13 protein-coding genes are annotated in these 11,739 nt (G+C 58.3%); 7 read left to right on the top strand and 6 right to left on the bottom strand.

What is annotated here, in order from left to right:
• Positions 1–71: 71 nt before the first annotated feature.
• The 4 genes from pflB to ACODR9_RS02620 all read left to right on the top strand — a co-directional run bounded on the left by pflB (position 72) and on the right by ACODR9_RS02620 (position 4,330).
• Positions 72–2,330 carry a formate C-acetyltransferase gene (pflB, locus tag ACODR9_RS02635; protein ID WP_488807456.1) on the top strand — a complete coding sequence of 753 codons (2,259 nt, stop codon included), beginning with the start codon at positions 72–74 and terminating at the stop codon, positions 2,328–2,330.
• Between the two features lie 74 nt (positions 2,331–2,404).
• A complete protein-coding gene (pflA, locus tag ACODR9_RS02630) occupies positions 2,405–3,178 on the top strand; it encodes a pyruvate formate-lyase-activating protein (protein ID WP_488807455.1) in 774 nt (257 codons plus the stop codon).
• 133 nt (positions 3,179–3,311) lie between these two features.
• The gene (locus ACODR9_RS02625; protein WP_488807454.1) at positions 3,312–3,581 is read left to right on the top strand and encodes a hypothetical protein; all 270 of its coding nucleotides are present in this window, start codon (positions 3,312–3,314) and stop codon (positions 3,579–3,581) included.
• Positions 3,582–3,742: 161 nt separating this feature from the next.
• Positions 3,743–4,330 (top strand): lysophospholipid acyltransferase family protein, encoded by a 588-nt coding sequence (locus ACODR9_RS02620; protein ID WP_488807453.1) that lies wholly within the window; start codon positions 3,743–3,745, stop codon positions 4,328–4,330.
• 115 nt (positions 4,331–4,445) lie between these two features.
• Here ACODR9_RS02620 and ACODR9_RS02615 read toward each other — a convergent pair whose 3' ends face one another.
• The 4 genes from ACODR9_RS02615 to ACODR9_RS02600 all read right to left on the bottom strand — a co-directional run bounded on the left by ACODR9_RS02615 (position 4,446) and on the right by ACODR9_RS02600 (position 6,976).
• A complete protein-coding gene (locus ACODR9_RS02615; protein ID WP_488807452.1) occupies positions 4,446–5,195 on the bottom strand; it encodes a hypothetical protein in 750 nt (249 codons plus the stop codon).
• Positions 5,196–5,270: 75 nt separating this feature from the next.
• A complete protein-coding gene (locus ACODR9_RS02610; RefSeq protein ID WP_488807451.1) occupies positions 5,271–5,825 on the bottom strand; it encodes a DUF1415 domain-containing protein in 555 nt (184 codons plus the stop codon).
• A gap of 102 nt (positions 5,826–5,927) precedes the next feature.
• On the bottom strand, positions 5,928–6,131 hold the full coding sequence (locus tag ACODR9_RS02605; RefSeq protein ID WP_045845074.1) for a cold-shock protein: 204 nt from the start codon (positions 6,129–6,131) through the stop codon (positions 5,928–5,930).
• A gap of 245 nt (positions 6,132–6,376) precedes the next feature.
• A complete protein-coding gene (locus ACODR9_RS02600) occupies positions 6,377–6,976 on the bottom strand; it encodes an HD domain-containing protein (RefSeq protein ID WP_488807450.1) in 600 nt (199 codons plus the stop codon).
• A gap of 139 nt (positions 6,977–7,115) precedes the next feature.
• On the opposite strand from ACODR9_RS02600, the gene ACODR9_RS02595 reads away from it, so the two are divergent.
• The gene (locus ACODR9_RS02595; protein WP_488807449.1) at positions 7,116–8,216 is read left to right on the top strand and encodes an HD-GYP domain-containing protein; all 1,101 of its coding nucleotides are present in this window, start codon (positions 7,116–7,118) and stop codon (positions 8,214–8,216) included.
• 6 nt (positions 8,217–8,222) lie between these two features.
• Here the strand turns inward: ACODR9_RS02595 and ACODR9_RS02590 are convergent, their stop codons facing one another.
• A complete protein-coding gene (locus ACODR9_RS02590; RefSeq protein WP_488807448.1) occupies positions 8,223–9,068 on the bottom strand; it encodes a dienelactone hydrolase family protein in 846 nt (281 codons plus the stop codon).
• A gap of 164 nt (positions 9,069–9,232) precedes the next feature.
• Between ACODR9_RS02590 and ACODR9_RS02585 the strand changes: the two genes are divergently transcribed.
• Positions 9,233–10,384, top strand: a complete 1,152-nt coding sequence (locus tag ACODR9_RS02585) for an HD-GYP domain-containing protein (protein ID WP_488807447.1) — start codon at positions 9,233–9,235, stop codon at positions 10,382–10,384.
• 4 nt (positions 10,385–10,388) lie between these two features.
• On the opposite strand, the gene ACODR9_RS02580 is transcribed toward ACODR9_RS02585, so the two are convergent.
• Positions 10,389–10,985 (bottom strand): hypothetical protein, encoded by a 597-nt coding sequence (locus ACODR9_RS02580; protein WP_488807446.1) that lies wholly within the window; start codon positions 10,983–10,985, stop codon positions 10,389–10,391.
• Positions 10,986–11,128: 143 nt separating this feature from the next.
• Between ACODR9_RS02580 and ppnP the strand changes: the two genes are divergently transcribed.
• On the top strand, positions 11,129–11,440 hold the full coding sequence (gene ppnP / locus ACODR9_RS02575; RefSeq protein WP_488807445.1) for a pyrimidine/purine nucleoside phosphorylase: 312 nt from the start codon (positions 11,129–11,131) through the stop codon (positions 11,438–11,440).
• The last annotated feature ends 299 nt before the right edge of the window (positions 11,441–11,739 follow it).

Genomic DNA, 11,739 nt, shown 5'->3' with positions numbered 1-11,739 from the left:
GTTATTTTCGATATCGAATGTAGTATTGTTTCCATAGAGAACAATTTCGGGCTTCAACTCAGGAGGTAGTCATGGAATCGATTGCTCAGCAAGCCGTACAAGCTGATCCTTGGCGGAATTTTGCTGCCGGTGACTGGCAGACCCGTGTCGATGTACGTCAGTTCATTCAGCGCAATTACCAACCCTATGCCGGCGATGCCAGTTTTCTTGCCGCTGCCACCGAACGCACGCAGGCCTTGTGGGCTGCGCTGGGCGAATTGCTCAAGCAGGAGCGGGCAAAGGGTGTGCTGGATGTATCGGCTGACCGGGCGACTTCCATTACTGCCCACGACGCCGGTTATATTGACCCGCAGCTGGAGTTGATTGTCGGCTTGCAAACCGATGCCCCGCTCAAGCGCGCCATCATGCCTAATGGTGGCCTGCGCATGGTCGAAGCCGGTTTGGCCGCCTATGGCTTTACTTTGGACCCGGTGATCAAGGAAGTCTGGAGCAAATACCGCAAGAGCCATAACCAGGGCGTGTTCGATACCTATACCCCGGAAATCCTGGCTGCGCGTAAATCCGGCATCATCACCGGTCTGCCCGATGCCTATGGCCGTGGTCGCATCATTGGCGACTACCGCCGTGTTGCACTCTATGGCACGGATTTCCTGCGCAAGGAGCGTCAGCAAGCCTTCCATGAGCTGGATGATGCGGTGTTCACCGAAGACGTCATGCGTCAGCGCGAAGAGCTGTCCGAACAATTCCGCGCGTTGGATGAGTTGCGCGAAATGGCGGCCAAGTATGGCTATGACATCAGCCGTCCGGCAGTGAACGCCCGCGAAGCGGTGCAATGGACCTACTTTGCCTACCTGGCAGCAGTGAAGGAGCAAAACGGCGCCGCCATGTCGCTGGGCCGCATTGCCACCTTCCTTGACATCTATATCGAGCGTGATCTGGCTGCTGGTGTGCTGACCGAAGCACAGGCGCAAGAGCTGATTGACGATCTGGTGATCAAGCTGCGCATCGTGCGCTTCCTGCGTACCCCGGAATACGACCAGCTGTTCTCCGGCGACCCTACCTGGGTGACCGAATCCATTGGCGGCATGGGCGAGGATGGCCGCACGCTGGTCAGCAAAAACAGCTTCCGCTTCCTCAATACCTTGTACAACCTGGGTCCGGCACCAGAGCCCAACCTTACCGTGCTGTGGTCCACCGCGCTGCCGCAGGGCTTCAAGGATTTCTGCACCAAGGTGTCGATTGATACCAGCTCCATCCAGTACGAAAACGACGACCTGATGCGGCCCTACTGGGGCGACGATTACGGCATTGCCTGCTGCGTGTCGGCCATGCGTATCGGCAAGCAGATGCAGTTCTTTGGTGCCCGTGCCAATCTGGCCAAGGCCATGCTGTATGCCATCAATGGCGGTCGCGATGAAAAGAGCGGTGCCGTGGTGGCGCACGGCTTTGCCCCGATTAGCGATGATGTGCTGGACTTTGACACCGTGATGGCCAAGTTCGACAAGATGATGGACTGGCTGGCCGCCACCTATGTCAAAGCGCTCAACTGCATTCACTACATGCACGACAAATACGCCTACGAGCGCATCGAGATGGCGCTGCACGACCGCGACATCCTGCGCACCATGGCCTGCGGCATTGCCGGGCTGTCGGTGGCAGCGGATTCGTTGTCGGCCATCAAGCATGCCCGCGTGCACGTTATCCGCAACGAAGACGGCCTGGCGGTGGATTACCGCATCGAGGGCGACTATCCGGCCTATGGCAATAACGACGACCGGGTGGACAGCATGGCTGTGTGGCTGACCGAAACCTTCATGAACAAGATCAAGGCCCAGCCGTATTTCTACCGCAATGCCACGCCCACCCAGTCGGTGCTCACCATCACCTCCAATGTGGTGTATGGCAAGAAAACCGGTAACACCCCTTGCGGCCGCCGCGCCGGTGAGCCGTTTGCGCCGGGTGCCAATCCGATGAACGGTCGCGACGTGCATGGCTTTGTTGCTGCCGGTGCCTCGGTGGCCAAGCTGCCCTATGCCGCCGCACTGGATGGCATCAGCTGGACCGCATCGGCCACGCCAGATGCACTGGGCCATACCGCGCAGGACCGTATTGCCAATCTGTCGCATTGCCTGGACGGCTTTGCCGCTGCCGGTGGTTTCCATGTCAACGTCAACGTGTTCCGCCGCGAAACCCTGCTGGACGCCATGGAGCACCCGGAGCTATATCCACAGCTCACCATCCGCGTGTCCGGCTATGCGGTGAACTTCGTCAAACTGACGCGTGAACAGCAGCTAGATGTGATCAACCGCACCTTCCACGGCAGCCTGTAACACTTTCGTTTCAGCCAAGTCATCGCCCGCCCGTTGGCCACTGTCAGCGGGCGGGTTTTTCATCAGGAGTTTTCATGACGCAGCAGCATGTGGTGCATGCGCCATCCAGCCACGGTCAGCTAACTGGCTATATCCACTCCACCGAAAGCGGTGCTGGCGTGGACGGGCCGGGCATGCGTTTTGTCTATTTCATGTCCGGCTGCCAGTTTCGCTGCCAGTACTGTCACAACCCGGATACCTGGAAGCTGCATGCCGGTCGCCAGCTGACGGTAGAGCAGGCATTGGCTGAAGTCGCACCCTATGCTGGCTTTCTCAAATTTGCCGGTGGCGTCACCATTTCGGGGGGCGAACCACTGATGCAGGCGGAATTTGTCGGTGCGCTATTCACCGCCATCAAGCAGCGCTATGGCTTGCATACCGCGCTGGATACCCAGGGTTTTCTGCATGCCGATGTGGAAGATGCCTGGTTTGACCAGGTCGATCTGGTGCTGCTGGATATCAAGCACAGCGACCCACAGCGCTATCTGGAGATTACCGGCCAGGCCTTGCAGCCGACGCTGGATTTTGCCCAGCGGCTGAAGCGGCTGGGCAAGCCAATATGGCTGCGCTATGTGCTGGTGCCGGGACTGACCGATGGCGCGGAGGATATCGCGCGCCTGGCAGACTATGCGGCCAGTCTGGGCAGCATTGTGCAGCGGGTGGAGGTGCTGCCCTTTCATCAGATGGGAGCCGCCAAGTGGGCAGAACTTGGATTGGACTACCCGCTGGCCAATACCCCGGCTGCCACGGCCACGGAGGTAGACGTGGCACGGGCCTTGTTTGCTGCACGCGGGTTAACTGTTTGTTGAGGTGGGTGGCGAGCCAGGGTATGGGTTAAAGGTTCTGGCTATCTTTCCGAAACTTCTGATAGGTATTGTTTCTCAGCTCAGGATAATACGACGGGTAAGTCATTGAACAACCCTGAAATGATTGTCCGAAGCGATGAATAAAGAACCGTGCAAAGTCGGTAAGCAAACCGGCAATCTGTCCTCCCGGGTGATCAGCGAGCAGATCAGCACCCTGATTGACCGCCTTTCCAAAAAAGGCCAGTGCATCGTGATCTGGGAAAAAGAGCGCTTGCTGTTTTGCTCCATGGATAGTCGTAATGCCCAGCGCTACCTCGCCAAACCCACCTGCCTGGGGGTTTATGATGCTGATGTCACCTACTGGGATGTGCAGAAAGACCTTAAAGAAATCCTGCAGCGCAGCTAAAGGTGCATGGTGGCGGATCGGCGTGGCTGCAGTCCGCTGCATCATTCTGATTTACCCCTGTAGCCATATCCGGTACAGTCCGCCTTTTCCATCGTCAAGGCAGCCCTCTGACAGGAGGCGGCCAGCCGTCTCGCCAGGGCGTTCTGCCCTATGCCGGACTCATGCACTACACCATTTTCGATACGCCAATCCTGCGCGACCTGATGCGCGCCTTGTCTGTTTTCCTGTTGCGCCTGCGTGGCTGGCGCATTGATGGCAACTTTCCGGATCTACCCAAATACGTGCTGATTGCGGCACCGCATACCAGTAACTGGGATTTTCCACTGACGCTGGGGGTGTGCTTTGCCCTGCGTGCCAAGCTGTACTGGATGGGAAAGCACACCTTGTTCTGGGGGCCGCTGGGACCGCTCATGCGTTGGCTGGGAGGGATTCCGGTGCTGCGCAGCCGTAGCAATTCGCTGGTGCAGCAGATGGTGGCGGTGTATCAGCGCTCGGATAAGCTGGTGGTTGCCATTCCGCCGGAAGGTACCCGTCAGCGCGTCAAGGAATGGAAGACCGGGTTTTACCATATTGCCTGCGGTGCGCAGGTGCCGGTGGTATTGGCTTATATGGATTATGCGCGCAAGGTATGCGGCTTTGGCCCGGTGTTTTATCCAACCGGTGATATCGCGGTAGACATGCCGCAGATCCAGGCTTTTTATCAGGACAAAGTGGGTAAATACCCGGATATGTACTCGGCCGTATCGTAATCGTAAAACCCCCCTTGCCATCTGCAGCGGCATTGAGAGCGTACTGGCTGTTGTGCACATTAATCGGAATCAGGCCCGCAGGCAGTTGCTGCGGGCCTGTTGCATGGTGACGGCTTCAGGGGGCTGGCGCTGCACTGGTGGCTGCTTGCACCGGGATAAACTGCAGGAAGGGGGCAGCCAGCAAGGATTGGCCAAAGTCGATGGCGCTGCGGCGCAGCTTCTCATCGGATAGTTCAGCCAGCAACTCCAGCCGCGCAATGATTTTGGACATTTCGCGCTCGAAGCTCAGGTTGCGTTGCTGCGGTGTGATTTCATTGGCCAGCAGCATGGGGCTGCCATCCGGATTCTGTCTGCGCCCCAGCAGCCAGGAGGCCACTTCGACATTGTAGGCGGCATTGGCCAGTTGCTGGGCATTCAGCCCGTGTACCAGATATAGCTCGGTACGGCCACCATAAACCTCCACCAGCATGCTGCCCAAGCCATATATCAGGGTGCCGGCCCGGTCTCCGCCAAATTGTGGATCAAAGGCCGTGCTGAGTGCGGCAGTGGAATGCACCTGCCCCAGGCTGGGTAGCGGCTGATTCTGCCGGATTGCACTCATGACTTGGGTGATGGCGGCATCGCGGCTGCTGAAGCCTGCTTTTTGCCATTGTGACGGATTGCGGCGATAAAGCTTGTCCAGCAAGGATTGCAGACTGGCAAGATTGTCGCGCATGGCCAGGTTGGCCATGCGATTGGCTGCGCTCTGGCCCAGTTCGGCTGAGCTGAAATCATCCCCTTTGACCGGTTTGCGTACCGGCGCGTTACTGCAGCCTGCCAGTAGCAGGCTCAGCAGCAAGGGCAGGGCAAAGCGTAACATCTTCATGGCGGTGCACGCGGCGCGTGTAAAAGTGAAGATCAGCCGTTTTACCCTGTTGCCTGCGCTCAGGCAAGCAGTCCGTCAGGACTTGGTGGTGAACAAGGCACGCCAGCCATCTACGCCAAGGCGGGTGACTGTCTCGATATTTTTTTCGAAGATGGCTTCGGCTTCCGGGAAGGCTTCAACTGCCCGTTCGATACTGGCTTCGCGAATCAGGTGCAGCGTAGGCCAGGGCGAGCGGTTGGTGTAGTTGCTGACATCATTGATGCCGGTGCCATCAAACTGGAATTTTGGATGGAAGCTGGCAACTTGCAGCTCTCCGTCAAGCTCCAGCTCTTCGATGATGGCGTCGGCGATATCCTGGAATTCGTTGAAATCCAGGAAGCGCTGCAATACATAAGGATGTACCAGCAGGGTGGTATCGGTTTCCTCCGGGCTGGTATCAGCCAGCAGACGCAGCTCTTGCGCCAGCTCTTCGGCCAGTTGTGCCGGGTCGGTGGCGTCGCTAACGACAATGCGCACCTGGTTTTTGACGTAAACCGATTTGGCAAAGGGGCAGAGATTCAGGCCGATGACGGCTTTTTCCAGCCATTCGCGCGTGCTGGCAATGGCTTCTTCGTGGGTTGGCGTTTGCATGGTGCTAGGTCCGAATGGCTGGGATGGTAAACGGCGGTGAGGCTTGGAAAACAAAAAACCCGGACGAGTCCGGGTTTTCATCAGCGCGTAATCTTTAAAAGATTACAGCGGCTGGATGTTGGAGGCTTGCTTGCCTTTCGGGCCATCGACGATGTCGAAGCTTACGCGCTGGTTTTCGGCCAGGGTGCGGAAGCCTTTGGCATTGATCTGGGAGAAGTGAGCGAATACGTCATCGCCACCTTCATCCGGAGTGATGAAGCCAAAACCTTTGGAGTCGTTGAACCACTTAACGGTACCGGTTGCCATTTTGTTTATCCTCAAAACGAGCAAGTTGATAAAACGCATGAAGTTCAAGGGAAATGGCGACTGAGGTACGGACTAAATGCCACTACGACAACTACACATCCACAACTTGAGCATCCTGCAGGCAGGCATACTGCCCATTGTTGCGAATGTTGGCAAGTATTTTCTGCGTGCTATCCGCCCCGTCCAGGATCAATCCTGGCCAAAAACATTGTATTGATTATGGTTTCTTGGGGGCGGTACTGGTTTCATGCACCAAAAAATCCCTGTTTTTCCGCTTCGTCCAGTGCCTGTAGCAGCCACTGCCCTGCCAGCGGACAGCCGTCACTGACCTTGTTGGCGGCCATGGACAGTACTTGCTGTTTACTGACGCCGTTTTCACGCCAGCTTTGCCCCTGGCGGTTCAGGTTGAGCAGGATGGGCATCAGCCGGTCCATGGCACGGGCAAAGCGTGCTTCGGCGCTCTGGCGTGCTTCAAATTCCTGCCACAGCGCTACCAGTCCTTCAGCCTGCTGTGCTGGCAGCATGCCGCAGATACGGCGTATGGCCGCCAGTTCTTCGGCCTCGCGTTCGGCATTGTCGGTGGCGGCATAGACAATCACGTCGCCGGTATCGATTTCCCCCAGGTCGTGAATCAGCAGCATGCGGATAACCTTGTCGATATTCAGTGCCACCGGTGCATGTTCGGCCATGGCCAGGGCCAGCAAGGCAGCCTGCCAACTGTGTTCTGCCGAATTTTCATAGCGCTCCAGGCCGACTGGCTTGGTTTTGCGCAGCACGGACTTGAGTTTGTCGACTTCCAGAATGAAGTCAATCTGCTGTTGCAAGGCAATGAAGGGGGCGGGCATGGCTGGATACTCCGGCAAAGTCACGGGAAAGGCGCACATGATACTCCGCAGTTTTTGACATGCGGCAACGGATTGGATCGGCTGGAGTCATTCTGATGATTTATAGTGCAATGACATCTGGCCACACCGTGAGCATGCCATGAGCGAAGAAGAGCAATTGCTGTTTGTGCGGGAAGATCCGGAAGGCTTCCAGGATTTTCGCGACGTTCTGTCCGATTACGCGCCGCAGATTGAAAAGCTGGCTTCACAGCTGGGCCAGAACCCACGCTCGCCCGAGCTGATTGGCGATCTGTTCCGTCTGGTCCATACGATCAAAGGCGATGCCGGTTTGTGCCGGGTGATGTTTGTGGTGCCGTTTGCCCATGCGCTGGAAGGCTTGCTGGCACGTTTGCGCAGTGGCGAGCTGGTGTATCAGGAAGTCATGGGTGATGTACTGCTGCTGGTGCTGGACAGGCTGGACCTGGTGATGGCGCAGGTTGCCGGTTCTCGCCAGGTGGATGTGGTGCAGATGCATAATCTGCTGGATGCCCTGTGTTCGCTGGAAAGTGCGCCATTACCTTCAGTGCTGGCCACCTGTTCGCGGCTGATTGCGGCCATGGTTGGCGTGCAGGGCAGCAGCGATGCGCCGGTGGCGGTAGCTGCGGGCAAATCGGTGGTGCAATCGCGTCAGCAGGACATGCTGCTGTTTCGTACGCTGGCTTTCCAGCTGGAGCAGCGCATGCCGGAATTTGTTGGCCGTACCGAGCGCAATCTGCGGCTGGCGCTGGAGCTGAATCGCCAGGCGGGAGGCTGGGTGGATGCCGAACAGCTGGAAGCCGCAGTCTACATGCACGATGTCGGCATGATGTTTCTGCCCGAGCAAGTGTGGCTTAAGCTGGGTAGCATCAGCGAAAACGAACGCCGTCTGATGGTGCTGCACCCGGCCTGGGTGGCCGGCCTGATGGGGCGCATGCCTGGCTGGGAGGGCGCTGCACTGATGGTGATGCAGCACCACGAAACGCCGGATGGTGAGGGGTATCCGTACGGTCTCGTCAGTGGTGAGATCTGCCAGGGCGCACGCATCCTGGCGCTGGTGGATGCGTTCGAGGCGGTGATGCTCAAACATGCCCATCGTGGACAGCGCCGCTCCATATTGCGTGCGGCGGCCGAATTGAATGCCGCAGATGATCAATTTGAGCGTGCCTGGCTGGATCCTTTCAATCAGGTGCTGCGACGTATGCTGGAATCGGCGGCAAGCTGAGCGGTGTTAGCGTACCGCCATGCCGTGGCTGTCCAGCCAGGCCCGCATGCGCTGCCAGCCATCCTGGGCTGCCGCTGCATTATATGAAGGGCGGTAATCGGCATTGAAGGCGTGTCCGGCTTCCGGATACACCACGATCTGCGAGCCGCTGTGGCCTTGTTGCAAGGCGCTGCGCATGGTGTCGACGCTGTCTTGCGGGATGCTGCCATCCTGTCCGCCATACAGGCCGAGTACTGGTACGGCAAGATTGGCGGCCAGGTCAACGGGCTGGCTTGGCGTCATCGGGTTGTGCTCGCCCACCAGCTTGCCATACCAGGCAATGCCGGCTTGCAAGCTGGGGTTATGGCTGGCGTACAGCCAGCTGATGCGTCCGCCCCAGCAGAAGCCGGTGATGGCAGCCCGTTTTACGTCTCCGCCATGCAGACCGGCCCAGGCCAGGGTGGCGTCCAGATCTTGCATCACCTGCAGGTCCGGTACCTTGCTGACAATCGTACTGATGATGGTGGTGATGCTGCTGCTTTCTGCTGGATTGCCCTGGCGGAAATACAGCTCCGGCGCAATGGCCAGATAGCCCAGCTTGGCCAGACGGCGGCAGATGTCACGGATATGTTCATGCACGCCAAAGATTTCCTGCACCACCAGCATGATGGGCAGACCGGCTGTCTGGCCGGCAGGGCGGGCAAAATAGGCAGGCAGCATGCCATCACCCAGTGCAATGCCAGTCAGGCCGGTATCCAGCGACTGAGTGTCGGTGATGATGCTGCTGGCGGCGACAGGCTGTACCGCCAGCGCGAAGCCGGCAGCCAGGGCTGTTTTGAGAAAGTCACGACGTGGTGGGTCGAATGTTTGCATGAACAGAATGCTCCCGTGCTTGGATCCGGCATACCGCCGGGGCTTGTGGTTTACGACGAGCTTGGCGACAATGCCGCTCGCTTGCTGCCCCTTGCCTGCTTTGTCGGTGCAAGGGCCTCTGTTTGACTAAACTGTAGTCTAGATACGTTATCTCAGTCACCACCATGCCCCAGCCACCTTCCAAGATAAAACTTCCCAGCAGCTTTTTGCGCGTAGGGGAGAAGCTCCCGGTTGATGTCTATGCCAAGAATGGCTTTTTGCTGTTGAAGAAGGGGCATTACGTCCTGACGCCGGAGCAGCGCGAGCGCCTGATGGATGTGGCACATGGCGATGCAGAGGACGTGGCGGTAAGGCTGGAGCGCGAACGGCTGGACCGGGCTGCCCAGCGCGAGCGCGAAGCGGCGGCCATGGCACCGAAAAATCCGCTGGTGGAGGTGGGCTTCATGGCCGGGCGGCTGGAGGCCTTGCTGCTGCATGGCCTGGCTGTACCTGGCCTGGGTGGTAGGCTGGAGGAAATGGCGGACGAGCTGCTGCAGCTTACCCAGCGTTTTCGCGATGGCATGCTGGCATCGCTGTTTCTGGTGCCGGTAAAGTCGCACAGCCTGAAGGTGGCCACGCTGGTGGCCCTGCTGGGCCGGCGCCAGGGGCTGGAGCAGGCGCGTCTGCATAGCCTGGTATGTGCTGCCATGTCGATGAATGTGGCCATCAGCCAGTTGCTGAATCAGTTGGGAAGCCAGCGTCAGGCGCTGACCCTGTTGCAGCAGGAGGCGCTGGTGGCGCATCCCGTGCTGGGTTCGGCGATTTTGCGCGAGGCCGGGGTGACGGATGAGCACTGGCACATGCTGGTACAAACGCACCATGAGCAAGATGACGGGCAGGGCTATCCGGCCGGGCTGCATGGTGATGACATCCATCCGGATGCGCGCTTGCTAGCGCTGTCCGACCTGCTGTGCGAGCAGTTTCACAGCGATATCGCCGTGCTGCCATCACAAGTGATGGCTAGCCTGTTCCGTGGAGAGCTGGGTCGGTTTGAACCAGCGCTGGTTGCGTTGATGATCAAGGAACTGGGCATCTACCCGCCCGGCAGTTTCGTGCGTCTGGCCAGTAACGAGATTGCCGTGGTTACCCACAGCGGTGACAAGGCCAACCAGCCACGCGTGGCGGCCCTGCGCAAGGTGGATGGCCCGCCCTATGCTGATGTTTTGCTGCGGGATACCCGCCAGAGCAATTGCCGGGTACTGGAGCCGGTTGCCGCTGCAACGGCAGCAGTCAATCCGGCTTATCTCACCCGGCTGTGGACCTCGCGACTGGGCTAGGCTGTCAGTGGCTGGCCGGTGCTGTCTGTTCGCTAGCGGGGGCTTGCAGGGGGCTGATGCGGACACTACTCAGATTGTTGACCTTCCAAACTCGTTGCATGTGGCCGAAGTCCCGTTTTTGCTGATTGCTCAGCTTCAATTCCGGTCGCATGGACAAATCCAGAAATACCTCTCCCAGATAGACACTGTTGCCGGCACCGATGTCAAAACCAGCCTTAACCGGCAGCGTGACCGAGCGCCACTGGCTGCCCCAGCCTGACTCTTCCACCCAGTTACCCCAGGCGTCGGTTACCTGGTAGTGTCCTGGCGGCAGGGCAAACAGCAGCAGCCGGCCGTCTACCGGGCTCATGCCTTCTTCTCCGAACACGGTGTCCGTATTCATGCTGGCGCGGCCATTGGCTACTACATGGCCGCTGCTGTCGGCAATATGCAGTCCGGTATTGGCGGAGTCCTGATCAAAAGCCTTGGCCGTCAGCGAGACAATGGCATAGCCATAGCCGGGTGGCGGGGTAATGCTGCCTTGCAGACGGTCAGCCATGGTGCTGCAGGCGGCTAGCAGAAATGGCGTCAGCAGCAGGCTGCAGCGCTGGATAAAGGCCATGTTTCTTCGCTCCCTATCGAGATGGCAAGCAAGATGGCGCGTTGCCGGTTGCGGGCGGGTCTGCATCTTGCCGTAATGGTGGATTCGGGTATGCTAGCCGATCATTTTATCGTTGATAACAAAAACACGTGCAAAGGATACCCATGGATCAGTTTGACAATGTCAGTGTGGCCAAGCGTGCCAATGTTTACTTTGATGGCAAATGCGTCAGCCACAGCATTACGCTGGCCGATGGCACCAGCAAATCGGTAGGGGTGATCCTGCCGTCCAAGCTGCTGTTCAATACTGGCGCACCCGAAATCATGGAACTGCTGGAAGGCAAGTGCCGCATCACCCTGGCCGGCAGCAGCGAAACTGTCGATTATCAGGGCGGCCAGAGCTTCAATGTGCCGGGAGACAGCTCCTTCCAGATTGAAGTGCTGGAAACCCTGCACTACGTTTGTCACTTCGGCTGATGATCACCGTCTGAATCTGATACCGCATACGGCCTTGTCACGCTTGTTGGCAAGGCCGTGTCATCTGGTAGTCCAGGGCTGGCGATTCAGCCTTGTCGCTTACAATACAAAGCCCTTTTTCCCCGTCCTGGTTGCTGGCTGTCCTTCCTCTTCCTGCTATTTTTCGGTGCTGTTCTTGCTGCAATCTCTGCGATGCCAGGGTTGTTGCCTACGCTAAGGTAGGCTGTGGCACACGGTTGTGTGGCATTTGTCATGGTGATGTGGCGGATCTTTGCCTGCGGTTGTAAGCAAAACTACGC

Source organism: Aquitalea sp. FG25 (assembly GCF_057809375.1).
Note: the sequence above shows the minus strand (reverse complement) of the source record. Positions and strands in the feature narration are given on the sequence as shown.

Excerpts from the sequence above, each read along its gene's own strand:
- pflB (WP_488807456.1), top strand. The coding sequence starts at position 72 with ATGGAATCGATTGCTCAGCAAGCCGTACAAGCTGATCCTTGGCGGAAT.
- pflA (WP_488807455.1), top strand. The coding sequence starts at position 2,405 with ATGACGCAGCAGCATGTGGTGCATGCGCCATCCAGCCACGGTCAGCTA.
- ACODR9_RS02625 (WP_488807454.1), top strand. The coding sequence starts at position 3,312 with ATGAATAAAGAACCGTGCAAAGTCGGTAAGCAAACCGGCAATCTGTCC.
- ACODR9_RS02620 (WP_488807453.1), top strand. The coding sequence starts at position 3,743 with ATGCACTACACCATTTTCGATACGCCAATCCTGCGCGACCTGATGCGC.
- ACODR9_RS02615 (WP_488807452.1), bottom strand. The coding sequence starts at position 5,195 with ATGAAGATGTTACGCTTTGCCCTGCCCTTGCTGCTGAGCCTGCTACTG.
- ACODR9_RS02610 (WP_488807451.1), bottom strand. The coding sequence starts at position 5,825 with ATGCAAACGCCAACCCACGAAGAAGCCATTGCCAGCACGCGCGAATGG.
- ACODR9_RS02605 (WP_045845074.1), bottom strand. The coding sequence starts at position 6,131 with ATGGCAACCGGTACCGTTAAGTGGTTCAACGACTCCAAAGGTTTTGGC.
- ACODR9_RS02600 (WP_488807450.1), bottom strand. The coding sequence starts at position 6,976 with ATGCCCGCCCCCTTCATTGCCTTGCAACAGCAGATTGACTTCATTCTG.
- ACODR9_RS02595 (WP_488807449.1), top strand. The coding sequence starts at position 7,116 with ATGAGCGAAGAAGAGCAATTGCTGTTTGTGCGGGAAGATCCGGAAGGC.
- ACODR9_RS02590 (WP_488807448.1), bottom strand. The coding sequence starts at position 9,068 with ATGCAAACATTCGACCCACCACGTCGTGACTTTCTCAAAACAGCCCTG.
- ACODR9_RS02585 (WP_488807447.1), top strand. The coding sequence starts at position 9,233 with ATGCCCCAGCCACCTTCCAAGATAAAACTTCCCAGCAGCTTTTTGCGC.
- ACODR9_RS02580 (WP_488807446.1), bottom strand. The coding sequence starts at position 10,985 with ATGGCCTTTATCCAGCGCTGCAGCCTGCTGCTGACGCCATTTCTGCTA.
- ppnP (WP_488807445.1), top strand. The coding sequence starts at position 11,129 with ATGGATCAGTTTGACAATGTCAGTGTGGCCAAGCGTGCCAATGTTTAC.